The organism is Tellurirhabdus rosea (genome assembly GCF_026278345.1).
GTDB lineage: Bacteria > Bacteroidota > Bacteroidia > Cytophagales > Spirosomataceae > Tellurirhabdus > Tellurirhabdus rosea.
The window spans coordinates 2,529,979-2,550,560 of sequence record NZ_CP111085.1; the positions used below are offsets into that span (position 1 = coordinate 2,529,979).

Here is a 20,582-nt window from a genome sequence, read left to right on the forward strand (position 1 = left end):
GGCCACGACCCGCCGGGGCGGTTCCCCTAGTACCGCTGGTGAAGCTCCGTCAGGAACGCTTCGGTGCGCTTCCGCATCTCGGAAACGGTCGCCGTAAAGTTGTTGTGCATCATGCTGAACAGCATCAGCTTTCCTTTCCGGGTGATCAGATAGCCGCTGAGGTTGTACACGCCGCTCATGGACCCCGATTTGGCATAAATAAACGGTTTGTCGGCCTTGTACCCGCTGCGCAGGTTGCCCGTTCGGCCTCCCGCTGATAGAATGTTGAAAAGACGGTCCTGCGGCACGGTCCGGTAGATTTTCTGCAGCAGCACCACAATCGACCGCGGCGTAAAGAGATTGTACCGCGACAGTCCCGAGCCATCGACCCAGACCGGCCGGTCGGGCAGGTCTTTCAGGTGATTTTTGACAATGAACCGGATGCTCGCCTTCGTGTTTAGGGTGTCGCGGCCGTTGGCGGCCAGCAGCACGAGGTGTTCCGCCAGCAGGTTGTCGCTCACCAGCATCATGCGTTTGTAAAGCGAATCGGCGGGAATGCTGTAGAAGGTCCGGGCCGCCCGGTTCAGCGGAAGATTTGCCACCCCGACGGGCCGGTTCAGCGTATCGGCCAGCAGTTGGGCGGCCAGCTCCGGCGACCAGCGGAAGGGTACGTCCCTCACCCCCGGCTTCAGTACGGCTCCCTGCCGGAACCGGTTGCCGAACTCATCCCGCTGGATACCGGTACTCCGGGGGTCGCCCGCCACCAGACTATCCCGGAAAAGCGCCGGAGAGGCGTTCACCCGCGTCACCCGGTCCGCCACGGAAAACCGGACCACGTTCCCGAAAATCGGAAAGGGCGTCACTTCGGCCGAATAATCATCATTGTAATCATCCCAGGCCCAGCCGGAGCCGAAACGCGGGCCGCTGTAATTGGCCGCCGACAGAAAAATCCGTTCGGGCCGGTTCCGCAGAAACGCCAGGGCGGCCGTGTCGGTCAGGTCGGGGTTCAGAAAAGCAGCGTTGCCTGTTCCCCAGATAATAAGCGAATCGCCCCGCTGCTGGTAACGCAGGGCCGGAACCGAGTCTTTGAGCGACACCAGTCCGGCGTAAAGACTGAACAGTTTGGTGTTGGAAGCGGGCGTGAAATACTTGTCGGCGTTGTGCTGCACGACGGTTTGCTGCTTTTCCCAGTCGTAGAGCGCAAACCCGGTGAAGTGGTCGGTGTACAGCGGGTTTCGGGCCAGGTCGCGTTTGACGGGACGGTAAGCGGCGCAGCCGGTCAGAAAGGCAAAAAGGAAGAGGTACAAGACGGTTCTCATGCCCGAAAATAACGGTTTTACGACAGGAACGCATAAAAAAAGCCCCGTTCGCACCGAACGGGGCCTGGCTGTCGGTCCGGTTGGTTATTTGAATACTTTATCCGGGTTGATGTAGCCGGCTTTGTCTTCAAACCAGTCCTGGTTCTGCGCGCCTTTGCTCGCCACCCAGGTATTGAATTTATTGAACGCTTTGTTGATGGCAACGGTCTCAACCGGATAGCGGAACTGGTTCGGAATCTCCAGTGCCCACGGGAAGTTCTGGGCCGTTTTGTAGTAGCGATTTTCTGAGGGTTTCGTGGCGTCAGCGCCGGTGCCGAAGAGCGTCGCGTCGGCCAGGGCCGTCGGCAGGTAATTCGGCAGGTGGACTTCCTTCTTCCGGTTGCTGTTGACGAACAGGAACGGGTTGAGCCTGTCCTGCGTAAGCTTGGCCGGGTCCTGCGGCGTCGCGAACGTCACGAGCAGTTCCAGTTCGCCCGGAGCGGCCACGGGCGTCGCCTTCACCGTGTTGAACATGGAGCCTTGGGCGCGTTTGATGAGCGATTCCGGCGAATCGTAGGCAATGATCACCGCTTTGGACTGCCCGGCCTCCGTTTTGTTGGCGTTCAGCGTGACCATGCCTTTGGTCAGCACCGAACCCGTTACGCTGGCGACATCCGCGCTGCTGACGCCGTCGAGCTGGAAGCCGAAGCCGTTGTCGAACGACGCCCCGATGGCGCTGATGGTCAGGTTTTGTTTGAGGTCCACCACTTTGTTATCGGCGTTCAGCACGCGGGTGACCCGGAAGTTGACGACCAGGTCGTTGAAGTCGTAATCACCCTGCAGCGGCCACATGTCTTCAAAAGCGTAGGTCGATGTGCCGGAAGCCGACGGGTAGAAGGTCCGGAAAGCCCGTTTGGCATCGTCCGGGAAATCGTCCAGCGAATCGGGTACGCCGTCCTTATCGCGGTCGGCTACCGGTGCCTGCCCGAAGCCTTCGGGGTTGCAGGCCGAGGTCGCGATGTAGTTGCTGCAACTCAGGAAAGTCGGCGCAATCGAGGCGTTGTTGGTTTCCACGCCGTTCAGGTCGCAGAGGTTGATGTTACCGGAAATCACCGCCCCGCCGTTGATGGTCGTGTTGCCCGCTACTTTCACCGTCGATTTGGCCGCGCCTTCGCCGGAGATGGTACCATTTTCCATCAAATCGTGCGTGCTCAGCAGCGCCCCGTCGTACTGCCGCAGGAAGGTTCCGCCGTTGACCGTGGTCGTGGTCGTCACTTTCACGTATGAGCGGTTGTGCAGGTTGCTGTTGATGGTCAGCTGGTTGGCGAAAAGGCTGCAGGTGTTGACGTTCATCGAGCCGCCGTTGGCCTGATAATGGCCTGAAACGACGATCGTTTTGTTGTTGGTCAGGCTGCGGTTATTGTTCAGGTTGCCGCTGACGGTGAGGGTGCCGTTGTTGGTCAGGGCGTTGGAACTGTTGTTGTTGATGTTCAGATCGCCCTTGACGGTCATCGTGCCGTTGTTTTCCACCGAACCGCCGAACGAAACGCCGTTGGGGAACTCCAGCTTTGACGAATAGTTATACAGCGTCGTGGCGGCGTTGTTCATGTTAAAGTTGGAAGCCGTTACGTCCGCGCTTTCGAGAATGTAAATGGCCGAACCGGGGTTGTTCATCGTCACGCCCGTGATGGTTGCCTTGCCGCAGATACGGACCGTACCGCCGTTCATGTTGATGCTGCCGTTGAACGTTCCCGACAGGGCGACCACGTCCCCGGGGTTGACATCGACCGAGCCGTTGAAGTTGGCAAGAGGCCGGTTGACGCCCGTGGAGCAGTCCGGACCGGTCGCTGCCAGCCGGGCTCCCGAACGGGTCACGCCGAAGTCAGCCGTCATTTTTTCCGATACCGGCACCTTCAGAACTTCGGCGACGCCGTAGGCGCTGATCTTTTGAATGTACAAAAACTGGAGTGGCGCCGGAGTCCGCAGAGCGAGCTTTATCTGCTGGTTAGCGTCGGTCAGACCGGCCGTCATGAGGCTGGCTGGCGACGGGACATCGTTGTAGACGTTGATGCGAAAACGCTCACCCGGCGCACCGGCATTGCTCACTTTCACGCTCAGTTCGATGTCCCGTGTCGACTGGTAATTGAATGAAAAGTCGGTGGCAGGCAGTTCCGCAGAAGCACTCTCTGTCGGCTCAATGGTCGTATCGGCACAGCCAAACATGGTGGTAACCAGCCCCGTTACCAATAGGTTACGCAGAAAAGAATTCATAGGAAAGTAGGACAGATAATGGCGGGGCCGGAGGCGAGTTACGGTAAGTAGCTTACAGAACCGGCTGCCTGTTAACTATTCATTTACGGGCTTTTGACTGTCCTACCCAAAACGCGTCACAATAAAAAAACGAATTAGCCAGACAAAACGGCAAAACCTGCTGTTTTACTGGACTAATTCGCTCCTTTTCTTTAAAATATCCTATTATTCTCGTTTCAATTTCAGGGCTACCGAGTTCAGGCAGTAGCGCAGACCCGTCGGCGGGGGGCCGTCGGGGAAGACGTGGCCGAGGTGCGCGTCACAGACGGCGCAGAGCACTTCGGTGCGGATCATGCCGTAGGCGTAATCCTGCTCTTCGTGGATGAGTTCGGGATTCAGCGGCTCGGTAAAACTGGGCCAGCCGGTGCCGGATTCGAATTTCTTCTTCGACTCAAAGAGGTCGGTGCCGCAGCAGACGCACTGGTAGATGCCGGGTTCGTGGCTTTCGCAGTATTCGCCGGTGAAGGCGCGCTCGGTTCCCTTCTGGCGGGTCACGTAATATTGTTCGGGCGTCAGGATGCGGCGCCATTCTTCGTCGGTTTTCTGAACTTTCGTGATCATGGGGTTGGTTTCTCGCAGATGTTCGCAGATTGAGAACGCAGATTGACGCGGATAGGTTTTGGGCGACATCGGCGGCACGGCGGCGAACCGTTTCTCGGCAGGAAACTCTTTCGTCAGCCGGTAGTCCTTATCTTTACAACAGAATACCACCTGACCGATGACGATTCATCAAATCCTTAAGCAAGTCTGGAACTACGACGCCTTCCGCCCCGTGCAGGAAGACGTGATCAATAACGTGCTGCAGGGCCGCGATACGCTCGTGCTGATGCCGACCGGCGGGGGCAAATCGCTTTGTTTTCAGGTTCCGGCGCTGGCGATGGGCGGCGTCTGCATCGTGGTGACGCCCCTGATTGCGCTGATGAAAGACCAGGTCGAACAGCTGCGGCGGCGGGGTATTTCGGCGGTGGCCGTGTATTCGGGCATGCACTACCGGGAAATCGACACGGCGCTGGATAACTGCGTCTACGGCAACATCCGGTTCCTGTACGTCTCGCCCGAACGCCTGCGGACCGAAATCCTCATCGAACGCGTCAAGCAGATGAAGGTGAGCCTGCTCGCCGTTGACGAAGCGCACTGTATATCGGCCTGGGGATACGATTTTCGGCCGCCTTATCTTCAGATTGCGGAATTCCGGAAACTGGTGCCGGGCGTTCCGGTCATTGCCCTGACGGCCACCGCGACCCCGGACGTGCAGGTGGATATTGTCGAAAAACTCGAAATGCAGAATCCGGGGGTGTTCCAGACGACCTTCGCCCGGCCGAACCTTTCGTACTCCGCCATTCTGGAAGAAAATAAGGCCGCCCGGCTGCTGAAAATCCTCAACGGCGTGCCCGGAACGGCGATTGTCTACGTCCGGAACCGCCGACAGACGCAGGACGTGGCCGAATGGCTCCACCACCAGGGCATCCGCGCCGATTACTACCATGCCGGGCTCAACACCAAACAGCGCTCCGAAAAACAGGATAACTGGCTGCACGACCGTCGGCGGGTGATGGTGGCGACCAACGCCTTCGGGATGGGAATCGACAAACCGGACGTGCGGGTGGTGGTGCACCTCGACGTGCCGGACAACCTCGAAGCCTATTACCAGGAAGCCGGGCGGGCGGGCCGCGACGGCCATAAATCGTACGCCGTGCTGCTCTACAATCAGAAAGACCTGACCGACATCGAGCAGCGGGTCATCCAGCAGTTTCCGCCGGTCGAGGCGCTGAAGCGGACTTACCAGGCGCTGGCCAACCAGGCGAATCTGGCCATCGGCAGCGGGGAGTTCACGAGCATTGATTTCGACCTGAACGCGTTTTGCCAGACCTTCCAGCTGCCCGTTTCGGAAACGCACTTTGCCATCCGCCAGCTTCAGCTGACGGGCTTCGTTGAACTGAGCGAAGCGTTCTACAATCCGTCCAAAGTGATGCTTTCGCTCGATAACCGGGCCATTTACGAATTTCAGGTACTAAATCCGACCTTTGACCCGTTCATCAAGTTGCTGCTGCGGATGTACGGCGGCGAGTTGTTCACGCGGTTCATGACCATTTCGGAAGCGTCCATTGCCAAAGCGGCGCTGCGTCCGGAAACCGACGTGGTGGCCGTGCTCGACCAGTTGCAGCAGCGCGGCGTGCTGGTGTACGACAAACAGAAAGACAAACCGCAGCTGACGTTCCTGACGCCCCGGTTTGATGCCCGGCAGCTGCCTATCAACGTCCTGGAATACGAGGAAAGCAGGCAGCGCAGCGTCGGAAAAGTGCAGGCGATGCTGGCCTACGTACAGAATCCGGTTCAGTGCCGGACGCGGCTGTTTCAGGCCTATTTCGGCGAAGAACCGGGCGAAGCCTGCGGCATCTGCGATACCTGTTTACAGAATAAATCGGGCAAAACGCCCAATGTGGAAGGCATTCGGCAACGGATTCAGCACCTGCTGGCCGGGCAGGAGGCGGGCCTTTCGCCGCGTCACCTCGCCGACCGCCTGAACCTGCCGGACGAACACGTGGCCGCCGTCGTCCGTGAACTGCTGGCCGTTAAGGTCCTGCATTACGACGAGGCGGGGAATTTGCATGCGACGGAATGAAAACTAACTTTTATGCGCCATTCACACCTGATTTGCTTTCTCTTCCTCTTTTTTTCGCCTTTGCTGAAAGCCCAGCCGCTGCCCGGCCTGTCGTCGAGCAATTACGGCGGGCTGTACCGCGTCCTCCAGAATCCATCCGCGGCGGCCGGTTCGCGGTACCGGTACCACCTCATTCCGGCGGCGGGTATCTCGACCGTTAATCCGACCCTGTTTCGGTATTTCAACAGCAACGACTATTTCGGCCAGTTGCGTCTTCCGTACAGCGACCAGCTGGCGCGGGACCTGCGCGGCATCGGTTCGGTGACGAATGCGCCCGCCACCAACGGCTGGTCCGAGCTGATCGGGCCGTCGGTGCTGGTCAGTCTAGGGCGGGCCCACGCCATCGCGGTGCATACCCGCATCCGGAGCTACCTGACGGGCTCCTCCCTGCCCGAGCCGCTGACCAACGCCTACCGACGCGGCCTTTACAGCCGGGTGCTCCAACCGGCGGAAGGGTCGTTTGATTTTAATCTGGCGAATGAGAGTTATGCCGAGGCAGGCCTGACCTACGGGTTGCAGGTCTTCAATGGGGAACTGCACCGGCTGCGCATCGGCGGAACCCTTCGCCGGATTGTGGCGGCCCAGCGACGGACGCTGACGGCCGCGGGACAGTACGCCATCCAAACCAATGCGGGCACGAACGAAAAGACGCTTTCGATCCAGAATGCAGCGTTTATGAGCCAGTCCTCGGTGCCGCGACAGGGCTTCCGCCTGTCGGGCGACGACCTCGGTACGGGCTGGGCCTACGACCTGGGGGCGACTTATGAAATCGGCTACCAGACCTCGGACCGTCGGAACCGCTCGGCCGCCGGGCTGGACGATCTGCGTCCGGCTTACATCCTGCGTCTGTCGGCGGCGCTGCTCAACAATGGCCAGATTGATTACCGGTCCGGCACGTCCCAGAGCGGGAGTTTCTCACAGGATTTCAATCAGGACGAATTGGACCGCTTCGGAAACGCGCCGCTGGAGTATCTGGCCTCGCGCAGCAACAGCACCGGCCAGTATCTCGCTGAGACCGTGAATCTGCCGCGCACGATGCATCTGGAAGCCGACCTGCGGCTTTCCCCGGCGTTTTACGTCAACGCCCTGCGGGTGCAGAACCTTGGCGGGCGCGAGGTTTACCCCAGCCAGTTGATTATCACCCCGCGTTTTGAAGACGAAGATTCGGAAATAGCCCTGCCCGTTTCCTTTATCGGGCCGGACAACCGGGTAGCCGTGGGCCTCTCCGCCCGGCTCGGACCGATTGCCGTGGGCATGAGCGATCTCAATCACTTCTTCAACCGCAGCGCCGAAAACCGCAGCACCGTTTTCTGGCTCGGCATTTCGGCCTGGAAACTACAATCAGTTAAAAATTAAGAGTTAAGAGTTAAAAGTAGGCTCCGCTTAGTCAGGTTATGACCAAGCGGAGCCTACTTTTAACTCTTAACTCTTAATTCTTAACTCCTTTGACAACGGTCGTGAAGTCCCGGGACTTGAGGGAAGCGCCGCCGATGAGGCCGCCGTCCACGTCGGGGCAGGCGAAGAGTTCTTCGGCGTTCTGGGCGTTGGCGCTGCCGCCGTACAGAATCGTCGTGTTGTCGGCTACTTCGGGGCCGTATTTTGCGGCGATATGCTGGCGCAGGGCCGCATGCATCTCCTGGGCCTGGGCGGCCGAAGCGGTCAGTCCGGTGCCGATGGCCCAGATGGGTTCGTAGGCGATCACGATTTTGCCGAACTCCTCCGGCGAGAGGTGGAACAGGCTATCGGTCAGCTGGCTGGCGACAAAGCCGACAAAATCGCCGCTCTGGCGGAGGTCGAGCGATTCGCCGCAGCAGAAGATCGGCGTCAGGTTATTGGCCAGCGCGATGTTGACCTTCTCGGCCAGCTGCTCATTGGTTTCGTTGAAATACTGACGGCGCTCGCTGTGGCCGAGAATGACGTACTGCACGCCAATCGACTTCAGCATCGGGGCGGAAACCTCGCCGGTGTAGGCACCGGAGGCTTTTTCGTGGCAGTTCTGGGCACCCAGCGCCACGCGGCCGGTCAGGTACTGCCGAAGGGTGGTCAGGTAGACAGACGGCACGCAGAGTACCACCTGCACATCGCCCGTCACCTCATCGCCAATCATGTTTACGACCTCGGAGGTCAGGGCTACGGCCTCTTCCGCCGTTTTGTTCATTTTCCAGTTACCGGCAACAATCTTTTTTCGCATAACTTTTGTTTACTTACTGAACTTTTACTCAAGTGAAAAGCCTTCTGAAATTTGGTGTAAACCAGGTTTTTTCAGAAAGTTGACGCGCGAAATTAGCAGTTTTCCCCGTGCCGCCCATCAACCGGTGCAACCCTTTGCATACTATTGTGTTTTTACCGTTAAAAATTGTATATTTTCACATGGTTTGACTCTTTACTGCCATGAAACGGCTCCTCTTAGTACTAGTCTGGATTACCGGCTGGCTCACTGGCTACGCCGGTGACGATAAAAAGGAGCAGGATCGATATGGGTTCTACCTCACGCAGAACCGCAAAATCACCCGTATTCCCTTCCAGCTCCACTCCAACCTGATTATCGTTCCCGTTTTTATCAACAATTCGGACACGCTGCATTTTATTCTGGACACGGGCGTCAGCTCGACCATCATTACCGATCCGGAGGCGGTCCGGAAAATGTCGCTGAAATACACCCGCAAAGTGAAGCTCTCCGGCGCGGGCGAAGGCGGGCAGCTTCAGGCCTCCGTTGCCATCGACAACGTGATCAACATGGGAGCCATGCGCGGGGCTCATCAGAACATTGTCGTGCTGGACCAGGATATTCTGAAACTGTCGGAATATGTCGGTATTCCGGTTCACGGCATTTTCGGCTTTGAGGTCTTCAACAACTTTGTGGTCACTATCGACTTCATGCGGAAGGAGCTCATCCTGAAACAGCCGACCACGTACCGGTACCGGCGTTCGCACGGCATCCGGTACCCGATCATGATTCAGGACACCAAGCCATATACGGACGTTCTGGCGCTGGTCGACAACGGCAAAACCATGCCGATCCGGGTGGTGATCGACACCGGCGCGGGCCACGCGCTGCTCATTAACCGGCGGGGTACCGGCGACGACATCCGCCTGCCCGACAAGGTCATCCGGGCGCAGCTGGGCCGGGGGCTGAGCGGCGTCATCAACGGCAATCTGGGCCGGATACAGAAAATCAAGTTCGGGAACTACGAAATGGAAAACGTGGTGGCGTCGTTTCCGGACAGCGTGGCGTTCGGCATGAAGATTCAGGCCGGCAACACCGAGCGGAACGGGAATATCGGCTGCGAGATTCTCCGCCGTTTCCGCGTGACGCTGAACTATGCCGATAAATACTTAGTGCTGAAGCCGGTGAAGCGGATGCTCAAGGAGTCGTTTGAACACGACATGAGCGGCATGGAACTGAAGGCCCGGGGCACCGACCTGCGCAACTACGTGGTCGAACGGATCATCGACGATTCCCCCGCCGCCCAGGCCGGACTGGAAGAAGGCGACGAGCTTTTGTTTATCAACAACGCCCCGGCCGGGCAACTGAATATCAGCGAGATCTACAAAATCATGCAGAAAGGAGAAGGCAAGGCCGTTGGGCTGATCGTCCGCCGAAGCGGCCGGGTCTTCTTTACCGAGATTGTTCTCAAACGAATGATTTAGGCTTTTTGTCTTCCGCTTACAGCCGTTCGTGCACCGCTTCTGACGCCGGTGCGCGAACGGTTTTTTTACGTTAAATAAAATCTCGGCGGCCCTAACGTACACATATGAAAATGTTTTTGAATGGCATTGATTTTGTCTTACATTTATATCTCTCCCGCTCAGCCCGCTCATCATCACGTAACTGTACTTAACAGACCATAAAATGAACCGCAAAGTTGACGTTTCCCTTTCTTTTTTTGGGAAACCGTATCAGACCATCGTCACCCTTCACAGCCTGTTTCAGCACAGTCGACAGCATATCGACAAGGTCTACCTGAGTATCGAACGGCAGCAGCCTCACGAAGACTGGGACGGCATTTATAAAGTGGTGGACTTCTTTCGGGAGAAAAACATTCGCTTCAAACTCTTTCAGCCCCGGTATTTTCTTAACCCGAACGTCAACGACTACGAGCGGACACGCTCCGACAAAGAGTACCGCCAGAGCATCATGTTCCAGCACTCGCTGGAAGACAGCGACAAAAAGTACGTGTGTGTGCTGCACAACGACCTGCTTTTTCACGGCGACATGATCGGGGCCATGCTCGAAAAGCTGAAGCAGTCGCCCGAAGAACTGGCGGGCATCGGTTCGATTGGGCAGTGCTGGAGTTGCCCGGCCTCCTGGGCCAAGGTCTGCACGCCTTCTACCTTCGAACAGTATAAACCCAGCCCCAACGCCGCCATCGAACTGCACGAAGCCTTCGACACGCCGCGCCAGGAGCGGGATATCGACGTCATCAAAGCCGGGCGGGTCCACCCCCTGCCCGAATGCCGCCTGAACGAATACTGCTGCCTGATCAACGTTCCCCTTTACCGGCAGAACACGCTTCCCGCCGGCGACATTGGCTGCTACGGCGGCGGCTGGGACGGCGTTGACCTGGGCACGGTCTGGTCGCACGACATGTACAACCGGGGCTACCGGTTTCAGCACGTTCCGCTGGAGGACTACGTGCGTCACGCTCCGTTCGACGACTCAGGCAGCGGAACTTTATCGTACACGCGCAATGAGCAGTACTGGAAGGCCGAAGCGAACGCCAGAGCCTACATCGAAAAGTACCTGGGAAAAGTTGAACTGAGTCCGTCCTCACAGGTTCGCGTGAGCGTTAACCGGCTCAAAAGGCGGCTGAAACCGATGATTCTCCAGGCGCTGGGCGTTATCAAACCGGCCTCAAAACCCAAACCGGCGGTCAAAGTACCCGAACTGAAGGAATAAGACCGGGGCGGCTTCGACCGATCCCGCCTGAAACAACAAAAGCCGCTTCCGAAAGGAAGCGGCTTTTTCGTTGAAATCTTTAACGGAGGGCAACTTAGAAAGACAGCGTGCCTTTTTCGTAAGCCTTGCGGAGGGTAGCTTCCACGCCGTTCTTGTTGATCGTACGCATAGCGGAGGTAGACACCTTCAGGGTGATCCACTCGCCCGACGACTCCAGGAAGAACCGCTTCTTCTGCAGATTCGGATAGAACTTGCGCTTGGTTTTATTGTTAGCGTGAGAAACGTTATTACCTACCCGCGTCCGTTTTCCAGTGATTTGACAAACTCGTGCCATGACTAAACTCGGTTTCTGAATGAGCGTGCAAAGTTCTTAAATAGTTGGTAACAATGCAACTAACCGCGCGGAAATTCTGAATTATTAATGCGGCGTCCGGCAGGATATTCCGGCTTAAAGCCGTGTTTGGAAGCGGCAAAGGCTTCTTCAGTCTTTCTCAATCATGCTTTATAACTTCTTTTTGAAGCCGTACGGACAGTGCAGGCAGCCGTTTTTGCAGCAGTAGCCGCGTTTGAGGTGGTAAGCAGCCGTCAGCACCACGTAGCCTTCCTCACTGATGTAATAGTCCTCATCTTCGAGGCCCGGGACCTTTCGTTTCTTACGGCGGAATTCAAGCATGATTTGGGCGACTGTTTAACTATTTGTACTTTTGAGCCTAACCTTCCGTTGAGTCTGCAGGTTTGGACTTACCTTGAAAAATAATCATCAACCTGCTAAAAATCAACCCCTTCCTTACCGGAATCCGTTATTTTTATGGAAAGTTTAACCTCACTTACGGCTACCCAGCGGGCTATCCAACTCGAAGAGCAATACGGTGCCCACAACTACCATCCGATTCCTGTGGTGCTCGAACGCGGGCAGGGCATTTTTGTCTGGGATGTGGAAGGACGGCAATATTACGACTTTTTATCGGCCTACAGTGCCGTCAGCCAGGGCCACTGCCATCCGCGCATCGTGGACGCCATGATCCGGCAGGCCCAGCGCCTGACGCTCACCTCCCGGGCCTTTCATACCGATATTCTGGGCCAGTGCGAAAAATACCTCTGTGAGTACTTCGGCTTCGACAAGGTGCTGATGATGAACTCCGGCGCAGAAGGCGGCGAAACGGCCCTGAAACTAACGCGCAAATGGGCTTACAAGGTGAAAGGCATTGCGCAGGACGCGGCTAAGACCGTCTACGCCACTGGCAACTTCTGGGGCCGGACGATGGCCGCCATCTCCTCCTCGACCGATCCCTCCTCAACCAGCGACTACGGTCCGCTGCTGCCGGGCTATCAGCTGGTGCCTTACAATGACCTTTCCGCGCTGGAAGAAGCGTTCAAAGCCGATCCGGACATTGCCGGGTTTATGGTGGAGCCCATCCAGGGCGAAGCGGGCGTAGTCGTGCCGGATGCGGGCTACCTCCGCGGCGTTCGGGAGCTTTGTACCCGGTACAACGTGCTGTTCATTGCCGACGAGGTGCAGACGGGCATCGGCCGGACGGGCCGCCGGCTGGCCTGTGACCACGAGGCCGTCAAGCCGGACATTCTGGTCCTCGGCAAAGCGCTTTCGGGCGGTACGATGCCGGTGTCGGCCGTGCTGGCCAGCGACGAAATCATGCTTACTATCCGCCCCGGCGAACACGGCTCGACCTACGGCGGCAATCCGCTGGCCTGCGCCGTCACGATGGCGGCCCTGCAGGTGGTGGAAGACGAGGGACTGGCCGAAAACGCCGAAGTCATGGGCCAACTTTTCCGCGACCGCATGAACGCCCTGATCGACAAAACCCCTCTGGTAAAGCTGGTGCGCGGCAAAGGTCTGCTGAACGCCATCGTGATCGAAAACCTGCCGCAGTACGGCTCCGAAACCGCCTGGGCACTGTGCATGCAGCTGAAAGAGGCCGGCCTGCTCTGCAAACCCACGCATGGCGACAAAATCCGCTTCGCCCCGCCGCTGGTGATTACGGAAGAACAGATGCACCAGGCATGCGACATTATCGAGAAAACGGTTCTGAACCTGAATTCAGCCGATTAAAGGATTCACTATGAATGCTTCGCAGCCTTAGAACTTCTTAGGTGGAGCCTAAATTTAAGGAGTCAGTGATTGACCGCAGGCTGATTCAGGCGAAGCATCACAGTTAATCCATAAATCAGCGAAATCCAGGTTCAGACATTCCATTCGTCCGCCCCTGACGCCGTTAAACGGCCGGGGGCTTTTTTCATTATATTTTTTGAAAGAATTTTTCGGGCTGCATGCAACAGGTACTAATTAACCGGTGTCATTACCATGAATTTAAGCCGACCCGATTCCTCAGCCCGCTTGGAAACAAAAGTTTACATTGACCGCCATGTCGAACTGGTAGAACGTTGCAAACAGGGTGACCGGAAAGCGCAGTACGAGTTGTATAAGCACTATTCTAAAGCCATGTTTAACGTATGTCTGCGCATTCTGAACCACGTGGGTGAGGCAGAAGACGTGCTGCAGGAGGCGTTTATTGACGCTTTTGGCAACCTGCATACATTTCGTTCACAATCGACATTCGGGGCGTGGCTGAAACAGATCGTCGTCAACCGGTCCATCAACCACCTGCGCAGCCGCCGGGTGCAATGGGTGGACATCGACTCGTACCGGCTGGGCGAGGACGACGGCCCGGACGTGGCGGATTCGGAACCGTTTGACGAAGAAGGCATCCAGCTCGAAGTGGACCGCGTGCGCCGGGCCATGCAGAGCCTGCCAGAAGGATACCGGGTGGTGTTATCGCTGTACCTGTTCGAGGGCTACGATCATGAGGAAATCGGGGCTGTCCTCGGCATCAGCGAGACCACCTCCCGGACTCAGTACATGCGGGCAAAAAAGCGGCTTTTGGAATTATTGAAATAAAAAGGAATAGTGAATGGGCGAATAGCGGACAGGCTCCGCAGTTTCTGCCTCCCAGCAAAGCAGCGCCTGTTCGCTATTCGCCCATTCACTATTGCCATTGAACGAATTATGAAAAGCAAATTGGAACGCTTCGTCCGGGACAACCGGGAAGATTTCGACACGTTTGAGCCCCGTGCCGACCTGTGGGATTCCATCGCGCAGGAACTGGGACACCAGCCCGAGCGGCGCTGGGCCGGTTCGGTATGGGTGAACAACACGTTCGGCAACCGCCGGCGGATGTGGCAGATTGCGGCATCGGTGTCGGTGATTGTCGGACTGGCGGGCGGTTTCCTGTACTTTAACAACCAGTACGGGGTTACCCGGCAGCCCGATGTGGTGGCCGCGGCTCCAGCCCATGCCAGAGAGTTTGTTCAGTATACCCGGCTGATTGACGAAAAACGGGCTGAACTCAAAACCCTGACCGCCAGCAACCCAGTGCTCTATCAGGAGTTCTCCACCGAGCTGAACCAGCTGGAAGCCAGTTACAAAAACCTGAGAAAAGAATTGCCCGAGAATCCCAATCAGGAAGTGCTGATTCAGGCGATGGTGCAGAACCTGCAACTCCAGATCGACCTGCTCAACCAGCAGCTGATGATCATTCAACGAATTAAACAACAAAACAATGAACCGAAAACGGATCAACTTATATAATGTCCTTTTGCTTTCCCTCCTGTCGATGACCTGGGCAACGGCAAAAGACCCCGAAGTGCTGGCCGAACGCCGGAAATCAGTTGTCAAGGTTTACGACGTCAACGCCCGCAACGAACTGCATATCGAAAATCAGTTCGGACACGTGAAGGTCAACCTCTGGGACCGCAACGAAATCCGGGTGGACATCTCCATTCTGGCCAACGCCACCAGCGACGACCGGGCGCAGCAGTACCTCGACGGCGTCGAAATCATTGAGCGCCGCCAGGGCGACCAGATCTTTCTTCGGACGTCTATCGATAAAACCAACTTCAACGGCAACAGCTGGTCCACCAACGTCTGGCGGAAAGACGGCAAAAAAGAAGAAAATAAAAACGGCATTCAGATCGACTACACGATTTCCATGCCGAAAAACAACGCCCTGTCCGTCAAAAACCAGTTTGGCAACACCAGCATTCCCAGCTTCCACGCGCCGCTGACGGTCGTCAACAAGTTCGGCAACTTTTACGCCACCGACCTGAAAGGAGACAAAGTGGACATCGACGTGCAGTTTGGAGCCGGCGAAATCCGGGAAATGGACAACGGAAAGCTGGATTTTCAGTATTCGAAACTGGTGCTCGACAAAGCCAACGTCATCATTCTGAACAACAAATTCGGGAAGATGCAGATTGGCGAAGTGAATAAAATTGACGCTAACATCGGTTACTCGGGTGCCCGAATCGGTACCTTACGGGAAACCTGTAAAGTCAAACTAGAGTTCTCGGGTGGCTTCCGGATCGAGCAACTGCCCCGCTCCGCCGAGATGGTGGATATCCTGGCTAACTACTCGTCGGTGGTTCTACCGGTCGCCGAAAACGTAAATAGTAACTTCGACGTAACGGTGCAATACGGCAACTTTCGCTATCCGTCCGACAACAGCCGTATCATCCTGAAAACGCAGCCCAACACCGATGAGTCCGGCCAGCGACACTACCACTACCGGACCACTAAGCAGTACACCGGCCAGATCGGTAAAGGCGCCGGCCCCAAAGTGCGGATCGTCTCGAAGTTTGGAGACGTGAAGTTTCAGTGAAATGAGTAAAGGAATGAATAATGAAGGCTCCGCCTCAATCCAAATCGGATAAAGAGGCGGAGCCTTCATTATTCATTCCCTTCCTTCGTCAACTCCCTGACAACTTCCTCCAGCTCCGGAAATTCATTCAGCATCGTCGTCCGGTCGGCCATTTCGAAATCGGCGAAATCGAAGCCGGGGGCGACGGTGCAGCCCACTAGTGAATAGTCGGTTCCCTCGGCCGGTCTGGAGCCGAACCAGCATCCGGCAGGCACCACGGCCTGAAACACCTCGCCAGCCTCCGGATTGCTCCCCAGCCGAATAATTTCCAGCGTTCCTTCAGGCGTAATCACGTACACGTTCAGCGGGCCACCGGCGTAAAAATGCCAGACTTCGTCCGCCTGGATGCGGTGCAGGGCCGAAACATGGTGACTCTCCAGCAGAAAATAAATGGCCGTGCTAAAACGGCGCGGGCCGGAAAAACGGGTCGGCAGTGCTTCGTGCGGAATGGTTTCCTCGGCGCGGTAAGTTTCCGTAAAATAGCCACCCTCGGGATGCGGCTGCATGTTGTACTTTTCGACCCAGTAAGAGGCTGGCAGCATGGTTCAATGAGTGATTGAGTGGATTTTGATTGAGTGATTTGTGAATGAGCGATTGAGTGGATTTTTGATTGAGTGAATTGCGAATGAGTGATTGAGTAAACGGCTACGACAGGTGAATGCTAGCTCTTTCACTCAACCGCTCAATCACTCATTCACTCAATCAATTATCTTCCGTTCGGAAATAGGCTACTTCGGTTTTCACCGACCCCAGCAGTTCCTGCGTTCGCTCGGGGCGGGCATCGGTGACGAAAATCTGACCAAAGGCCCCCTGCTCCATCAGTTCGATAAGCTTGGCGATGCGGCGGTCGTCGAGTTTATCAAAAATATCGTCCAGCAGCAGGATGGGCTTGATGCCTTTCTCGGCGTACAGTTGCTCAAACTGGGCCATCTTCAGGGCGATAACAAACGTTTTCTGCTGGCCCTGCGAGCCAAATTTCTTGAGCGCCACGCCATTGGCCTCGAACACGTAATCGTCTTTGTGTACCCCTTTCGTCGTGCGCTGTAGCTGAATGTCCTTGTGGCGGCTCCGGCGAAACTCCTGGGCAAACTCCTCGTTGGCCACCTCCGATTCATAAATGATGTCCACGGCTTCCCGGGCGTCGCTCAGGTAGGCGTAATGTTTCTGGACAATGGGCAGAAAATCGGCGATAAAGGTTTTGCGGCGCTGGTGGATGCGTTCGGCCAGTTGGAGCAGCGGTTCGTTGTACGTTTCGAGCAGGTCCTCGTCGTGGTAGCGCTGTTCGGCAAAGATCTTCAGCAGGCCGTTCCGCTGCTTCAGCACGTGCTGATACGTCAGGTAGTCGCGGAGGTAATCGTTGTCGAGCTGCGAGAGTACGCCGTCGAAAAAGTGGCGGCGGTCTTCGCTGTGTTCGCGCACCAGGTCCGTATCGTTGGGCGCCAGCAGCACCACCGGGAAGCGGCCGATGTGTTCGCTGATGCGTTCGTAAGGCTTTTTGTCCGACAGCACGGCCTTGCGCTGGCCGCGCTGGAGGCTGATGGTAATCTGCGTAGCCCGGTCGTCGTGGCGAAACGTACCGTCGACAATGAAAAAATCCGCTTCGTGTTCAATGCTCAGGGCATCCTGGTTGTGAAACGCACTTTTGGTCAGCGACAGAAAATAAATGGCGTCCAGCAGGTTGGTTTTGCCGCTGCCATTGGGCCCGATGATGCAGTTCAATTGCGGACTAAAGCGAAAACTAGCGTCCTCATAATTCTTGAAGCTGGTCAGGGCCATTTTTTCCAAATGCATCGGTATGGTTGTTAACAACGAAATCAGTAATTTCGCGGCGGCGTCCGGGCGTGTGCTTAGTGGCAACAAAGATAAAGACCCTTTCGTTGTAACAAGCTTTGGATTCGTTCGTCCCGGCACGTGAACGATTTCCGTTTCCGTCGGTTATCTTATTCTACGTTCACCAAAGAACATGGCAGTAAAAGAAAAATCAAAGCGGGGTGCCGAGGCGGAACAAACGCCGGCCGCCGCCAAAGCGACCCATCCGAAAGAGCGTTACCTGTACTGGTACGAGTCGATGCTGCTGCAACGCAAGTTTGAGGAAAAAGCCGGTCAGCTGTACGGGCAGCAGAAGATTCGTGGTTTCTGCCACCTATACATCGGTCAGGAAGCCTGCTCGTCAGGTGCCTACACGGCGCTGACCAAAGACGATAAATGGATTACGGCCTACCGCGACCACGGCATTCCGCTGGCGCTGGGCTCGGACCCGAAGGCCGTGATGGCCGAACTGTTTGCCAAGCAGACGGGCTCGTCGAAAGGCAAGGGCGGTTCCATGCACATATTCGACAAATCCGTCAACTTCGTAGGGGGCCACGGAATCGTTGGGGCCCAGATTCCCCTCGGTGCCGGGATTGCTTTCGCGGAGAAATACAACAAAACCCAGAACCTCTGCATCTGTTTCTTCGGAGACGGAGCCGTGCGTCAGGGTGCCCTGCACGAAGCCTTCAACATGGCCATGACCTGGAAACTGCCGGTTATTTTCGTGGTGGAGAACAACGGCTACGCCATGGGAACGTCCGTGGCCCGTACGTCGAACGTAACGGAGTTGTACACCATCGGCGAAGCGTACGACATGCCTTCTGAGCCGGTTGACGCCATGGACGTCGAAACGGTGCACGAAGCCGTCGGCCGTGCCGCCGCCCGTGCCCGCGCCGGAGAAGGCCCGACCTTCCTCGAATTCCGGACGTACCGCTACCGGGGCCACTCGATGTCGGACCCGCAGAAGTACCGCACCAAAGAGGAGGTTGAGCAGTACAAGCAGCGTGACCCGGTCGAACTCATCAAAGCCCGCATTCTGGAGCGCAACATCGCGACCGAAGAAGAACTGGCCGAAATCGACCGCAAGATCAAAGCCCAGGTAGACGAATCGGTGAAGTTCGCCGAAGAATCGCCCCTGCCGCCGGCCGAAGAAGCGTTCAAGGACGTTTACATGGAAGATTATCCGTTCCTGATGGAATAAATGGGATTTTGGTTTAGAGAAAAGACAGGGGAGTTTAGACAATAGACAAGGGACAAAGAAACTCCAGTCAGAAAGAGAGTGAGTGCAATTCCGGCTTCCGGTCCTGCCTCACTCTCTTTTCTTTTCTCCGGTCCCCCTTTCCTTGTCTCTTGTTTCTTTCCTCTTATCCCCTCTCATCTCTTTTCTCTCATCTCTTGTCTCTTGTCTCTCGTCTAATACTCAAAACTTTGTCCGGCTTTTTCTTTTTACTATGCAATAATCTTGTAATTTTGCACCTCAAATTTGTCAGTTTACATGAGTAAGCAAAACACAGGCTCTAAGCTGGAGTTTCTGGAAGATCCGGACGCATTGGCGGATCAGTTGGGCAAAGCCGAATTTTTCTTTGAAAAGAACCGGAATGTCGTTCTGGGCATCGTCGGGGCCATTGTGCTGGCGATTGTTGGCTATTTCGGCTATCGCTATTACCTGAGCAGCCAGAATGAGGAAGCCCAGGCGGTTATGTATCCGTCTGTCCACGAATGGGAAGCGGATTCTGTGAAGAAAGCCCTGAGCGGCAACGGAGCGAATCCGGGTCTGCTGGCCGTGGCTGACGATTACAGCGCGACCAAGGCGGGGAAACTGGCCAGCTTTTATGCCGGAGTAGCTCTGCTGAAACAGGGTAAATTCGATGAGGCTATCGAGAAGCTGAAAAACTTCAGCTCAGACGACCTGCTGGTGCAGGCGCGCGCCTACTCGCTCATCGGAGATGCGTACTCTGAGAAAAAAGCCTACGGCGAAGCCATTGATTACTACAAAAAAGCCGCTGATTATCAGCCGAATAAGTTCTTTACACCGGGTTATCTGATGAAACTGGCTGTTGCGTACGAGCAGAACAAGCAGACCAGCGAAGCCATCGAGACCTACAACCAGCTGCTGGAGAAGTACCCGACTTCGGCCGAAGCGGTGACCGCCAAGAAATATAAATCCATGCTCGAAAGCATGGCCGGCGAGTCGTAACCGTATCGAAGCAGCAAGCAACATACGAAGGACAAAGCCGGCGGGCTTTGTCCTTTTTTTATGATCAGCTTTTGAATGGTTCAACGGGTATAGGCTAAACGGTCAAACTTACGGACCGAAACGTATGAGGCAACGCTGACCATTTAGCCGCTCAACCATTCGACCATAAAAAAACAACCATGGCAACCGAACTCAAAAACCTTAGCGAATTTTCTACCGAAAACCTGCCGGACATCAGCCACCGGCGCTTCGCCCTCGTCGTGGCGGAATGGAATGCCGAAGTGACCGAAGCCCTGGCCAGAGGGGCCTACGATACGCTTATCCAGTACGGCGCCAAACCCGGCAACATCCTCCGGGGCAACGTCCCGGGCAGTTTTGAACTGACGCTGGCTTCGCAGTGGTTTGCCCAGCGGGACGACATCGACGCCGTTATTGCCATCGGCTGTGTCATCCAGGGCGAAACCAAGCACAACGACTACATCAACCACGCCGTGGCCCAGGGCCTGACCAACGTGGGGCTGAAGACCGCCAAGCCCGTCATTTTCGGCGTCCTCACCCCCAACAACCAGCAGCAGGCCCTCGACCGCGCCGGCGGCAAACACGGCAACAAAGGCGACGAAGCCGCCATGACCGCGATCAAAATGCTCGGACTGCAGAAGTTCGTGTACAGTAAATATTGATTGAGCGAATGAGTGATTGAGTGGCGTGTATCGTC

19 protein-coding genes are annotated in these 20,582 nt (G+C 56.3%); 11 read left to right on the forward strand and 8 right to left on the reverse strand.

All coding sequences use genetic code 11. From position 1 onward, the window contains the following. Nucleotides 1-26: 26 nt before the first annotated feature. From ORG26_RS10530 to msrB, 3 genes are all read right to left on the reverse strand, one after another. Complete coding sequence (locus tag ORG26_RS10530; RefSeq protein WP_266368993.1) at nucleotides 27-1,298, reverse strand: D-alanyl-D-alanine carboxypeptidase/D-alanyl-D-alanine-endopeptidase; 1,272 nt, start codon at nucleotides 1,296-1,298, stop codon at nucleotides 27-29. An 84-nt stretch (nucleotides 1,299-1,382) separates the two neighbouring features. Then, nucleotides 1,383-3,548: an LruC domain-containing protein gene (locus ORG26_RS10535; protein ID WP_266368994.1), complete on the reverse strand. Its 2,166-nt coding sequence runs from the start codon at nucleotides 3,546-3,548 to the stop codon at nucleotides 1,383-1,385. Nucleotides 3,549-3,752: 204 nt separating this feature from the next. After that, nucleotides 3,753-4,148 carry a peptide-methionine (R)-S-oxide reductase MsrB gene (msrB, locus tag ORG26_RS10540; RefSeq protein ID WP_266368995.1) on the reverse strand — a complete coding sequence of 132 codons (396 nt, stop codon included), beginning with the start codon at nucleotides 4,146-4,148 and terminating at the stop codon, nucleotides 3,753-3,755. Between the two features lie 157 nt (nucleotides 4,149-4,305). On the opposite strand from msrB, the gene ORG26_RS10545 reads away from it, so the two are divergent. Then, the gene (locus ORG26_RS10545) at nucleotides 4,306-6,210 is read left to right on the forward strand and encodes a RecQ family ATP-dependent DNA helicase (RefSeq protein ID WP_266368996.1); all 1,905 of its coding nucleotides are present in this window, start codon (nucleotides 4,306-4,308) and stop codon (nucleotides 6,208-6,210) included. A 12-nt stretch (nucleotides 6,211-6,222) separates the two neighbouring features. After that, nucleotides 6,223-7,605: a DUF5723 family protein gene (locus tag ORG26_RS10550; RefSeq protein WP_266368997.1), complete on the forward strand. Its 1,383-nt coding sequence runs from the start codon at nucleotides 6,223-6,225 to the stop codon at nucleotides 7,603-7,605. A 73-nt stretch (nucleotides 7,606-7,678) separates the two neighbouring features. Here the strand turns inward: ORG26_RS10550 and tpiA are convergent, their stop codons facing one another. Continuing rightward, nucleotides 7,679-8,440, reverse strand: a complete 762-nt coding sequence (gene tpiA, locus ORG26_RS10555) for a triose-phosphate isomerase (RefSeq protein WP_266368998.1) — start codon at nucleotides 8,438-8,440, stop codon at nucleotides 7,679-7,681. A 200-nt stretch (nucleotides 8,441-8,640) separates the two neighbouring features. Between tpiA and ORG26_RS10560 the strand changes: the two genes are divergently transcribed. Together ORG26_RS10560 and ORG26_RS10565 are read left to right on the forward strand one after the other, a co-directional pair. Further along, nucleotides 8,641-9,900: an aspartyl protease family protein gene (locus ORG26_RS10560; RefSeq protein WP_266368999.1), complete on the forward strand. Its 1,260-nt coding sequence runs from the start codon at nucleotides 8,641-8,643 to the stop codon at nucleotides 9,898-9,900. A 202-nt stretch (nucleotides 9,901-10,102) separates the two neighbouring features. Beyond that, nucleotides 10,103-11,149, forward strand: coding sequence for a hypothetical protein (locus tag ORG26_RS10565; protein WP_266369000.1), 1,047 nt, complete (start codon nucleotides 10,103-10,105; stop codon nucleotides 11,147-11,149). A 94-nt stretch (nucleotides 11,150-11,243) separates the two neighbouring features. Here the strand turns inward: ORG26_RS10565 and rpmB are convergent, their stop codons facing one another. Continuing rightward, nucleotides 11,244-11,483: a 50S ribosomal protein L28 gene (gene rpmB, locus ORG26_RS10570; RefSeq protein WP_266369001.1), complete on the reverse strand. Its 240-nt coding sequence runs from the start codon at nucleotides 11,481-11,483 to the stop codon at nucleotides 11,244-11,246. Nucleotides 11,484-11,651: 168 nt separating this feature from the next. Then, entirely contained in the window at nucleotides 11,652-11,822 is a 171-nt protein-coding gene (locus ORG26_RS10575; protein WP_266369002.1) for a DUF5522 domain-containing protein, read from the reverse strand. 135 nt (nucleotides 11,823-11,957) lie between these two features. On the opposite strand from ORG26_RS10575, the gene rocD reads away from it, so the two are divergent. The 4 genes from rocD (at nucleotide 11,958) to ORG26_RS10595 (ending at nucleotide 15,822) form a co-directional block, all read left to right on the forward strand. Further along, on the forward strand, nucleotides 11,958-13,217 hold the full coding sequence (gene rocD, locus ORG26_RS10580; protein WP_266369003.1) for an ornithine--oxo-acid transaminase: 1,260 nt from the start codon (nucleotides 11,958-11,960) through the stop codon (nucleotides 13,215-13,217). A gap of 252 nt (nucleotides 13,218-13,469) precedes the next feature. Further along, complete coding sequence (locus tag ORG26_RS10585; RefSeq protein ID WP_323134410.1) at nucleotides 13,470-14,063, forward strand: RNA polymerase sigma factor; 594 nt, start codon at nucleotides 13,470-13,472, stop codon at nucleotides 14,061-14,063. Between the two features lie 108 nt (nucleotides 14,064-14,171). Then, complete coding sequence (locus tag ORG26_RS10590; RefSeq protein ID WP_266369005.1) at nucleotides 14,172-14,753, forward strand: hypothetical protein; 582 nt, start codon at nucleotides 14,172-14,174, stop codon at nucleotides 14,751-14,753. Next, a complete protein-coding gene (locus ORG26_RS10595; protein WP_266369006.1) occupies nucleotides 14,725-15,822 on the forward strand; it encodes a hypothetical protein in 1,098 nt (365 codons plus the stop codon). The genes ORG26_RS10590 and ORG26_RS10595 overlap by 29 nt, the downstream gene beginning before the upstream one ends. Nucleotides 15,823-15,890: 68 nt before the next feature. Here the strand turns inward: ORG26_RS10595 and ORG26_RS10600 are convergent, their stop codons facing one another. Both ORG26_RS10600 and recF read right to left on the reverse strand, forming a co-directional pair. Then, entirely contained in the window at nucleotides 15,891-16,403 is a 513-nt protein-coding gene (locus ORG26_RS10600) for a cupin domain-containing protein (RefSeq protein ID WP_266369007.1), read from the reverse strand. 160 nt (nucleotides 16,404-16,563) lie between these two features. Next, on the reverse strand, nucleotides 16,564-17,652 hold the full coding sequence (gene recF / locus ORG26_RS10605; protein WP_266369008.1) for a DNA replication/repair protein RecF: 1,089 nt from the start codon (nucleotides 17,650-17,652) through the stop codon (nucleotides 16,564-16,566). Nucleotides 17,653-17,824: 172 nt separating this feature from the next. On the opposite strand from recF, the gene pdhA reads away from it, so the two are divergent. The 3 genes from pdhA (at nucleotide 17,825) to ribH (ending at nucleotide 20,547) form a co-directional block, all read left to right on the forward strand. Further along, the gene (gene pdhA, locus ORG26_RS10610; protein WP_266369009.1) at nucleotides 17,825-18,871 is read left to right on the forward strand and encodes a pyruvate dehydrogenase (acetyl-transferring) E1 component subunit alpha; all 1,047 of its coding nucleotides are present in this window, start codon (nucleotides 17,825-17,827) and stop codon (nucleotides 18,869-18,871) included. Between the two features lie 294 nt (nucleotides 18,872-19,165). After that, entirely contained in the window at nucleotides 19,166-19,867 is a 702-nt protein-coding gene (locus ORG26_RS10615) for a tetratricopeptide repeat protein (RefSeq protein ID WP_266369010.1), read from the forward strand. 179 nt (nucleotides 19,868-20,046) lie between these two features. Continuing rightward, complete coding sequence (gene ribH / locus ORG26_RS10620) at nucleotides 20,047-20,547, forward strand: 6,7-dimethyl-8-ribityllumazine synthase (RefSeq protein WP_266369011.1); 501 nt, start codon at nucleotides 20,047-20,049, stop codon at nucleotides 20,545-20,547. The last annotated feature ends 35 nt before the right edge of the window (nucleotides 20,548-20,582 follow it).

Coding starts and splice junctions, on each gene's coding strand:
- ORG26_RS10530 (WP_266368993.1), bottom strand. CDS start 1,298: ATGAGAACCGTCTTGTACCTCTTCCTTTTTGCCTTTCTGACCGGCTGC.
- ORG26_RS10535 (WP_266368994.1), bottom strand. CDS start 3,548: ATGAATTCTTTTCTGCGTAACCTATTGGTAACGGGGCTGGTTACCACC.
- msrB (WP_266368995.1), bottom strand. CDS start 4,148: ATGATCACGAAAGTTCAGAAAACCGACGAAGAATGGCGCCGCATCCTG.
- ORG26_RS10545 (WP_266368996.1), top strand. CDS start 4,306: ATGACGATTCATCAAATCCTTAAGCAAGTCTGGAACTACGACGCCTTC.
- ORG26_RS10550 (WP_266368997.1), top strand. CDS start 6,223: ATGCGCCATTCACACCTGATTTGCTTTCTCTTCCTCTTTTTTTCGCCT.
- tpiA (WP_266368998.1), bottom strand. CDS start 8,440: ATGCGAAAAAAGATTGTTGCCGGTAACTGGAAAATGAACAAAACGGCG.
- ORG26_RS10560 (WP_266368999.1), top strand. CDS start 8,641: ATGAAACGGCTCCTCTTAGTACTAGTCTGGATTACCGGCTGGCTCACT.
- ORG26_RS10565 (WP_266369000.1), top strand. CDS start 10,103: ATGAACCGCAAAGTTGACGTTTCCCTTTCTTTTTTTGGGAAACCGTAT.
- rpmB (WP_266369001.1), bottom strand. CDS start 11,483: ATGGCACGAGTTTGTCAAATCACTGGAAAACGGACGCGGGTAGGTAAT.
- ORG26_RS10575 (WP_266369002.1), bottom strand. CDS start 11,822: ATGCTTGAATTCCGCCGTAAGAAACGAAAGGTCCCGGGCCTCGAAGAT.
- rocD (WP_266369003.1), top strand. CDS start 11,958: ATGGAAAGTTTAACCTCACTTACGGCTACCCAGCGGGCTATCCAACTC.
- ORG26_RS10585 (WP_323134410.1), top strand. CDS start 13,470: ATGAATTTAAGCCGACCCGATTCCTCAGCCCGCTTGGAAACAAAAGTT.
- ORG26_RS10590 (WP_266369005.1), top strand. CDS start 14,172: ATGAAAAGCAAATTGGAACGCTTCGTCCGGGACAACCGGGAAGATTTC.
- ORG26_RS10595 (WP_266369006.1), top strand. CDS start 14,725: ATGAACCGAAAACGGATCAACTTATATAATGTCCTTTTGCTTTCCCTC.
- ORG26_RS10600 (WP_266369007.1), bottom strand. CDS start 16,403: ATGCTGCCAGCCTCTTACTGGGTCGAAAAGTACAACATGCAGCCGCAT.
- recF (WP_266369008.1), bottom strand. CDS start 17,652: ATGCATTTGGAAAAAATGGCCCTGACCAGCTTCAAGAATTATGAGGAC.
- pdhA (WP_266369009.1), top strand. CDS start 17,825: ATGGCAGTAAAAGAAAAATCAAAGCGGGGTGCCGAGGCGGAACAAACG.
- ORG26_RS10615 (WP_266369010.1), top strand. CDS start 19,166: ATGAGTAAGCAAAACACAGGCTCTAAGCTGGAGTTTCTGGAAGATCCG.
- ribH (WP_266369011.1), top strand. CDS start 20,047: ATGGCAACCGAACTCAAAAACCTTAGCGAATTTTCTACCGAAAACCTG.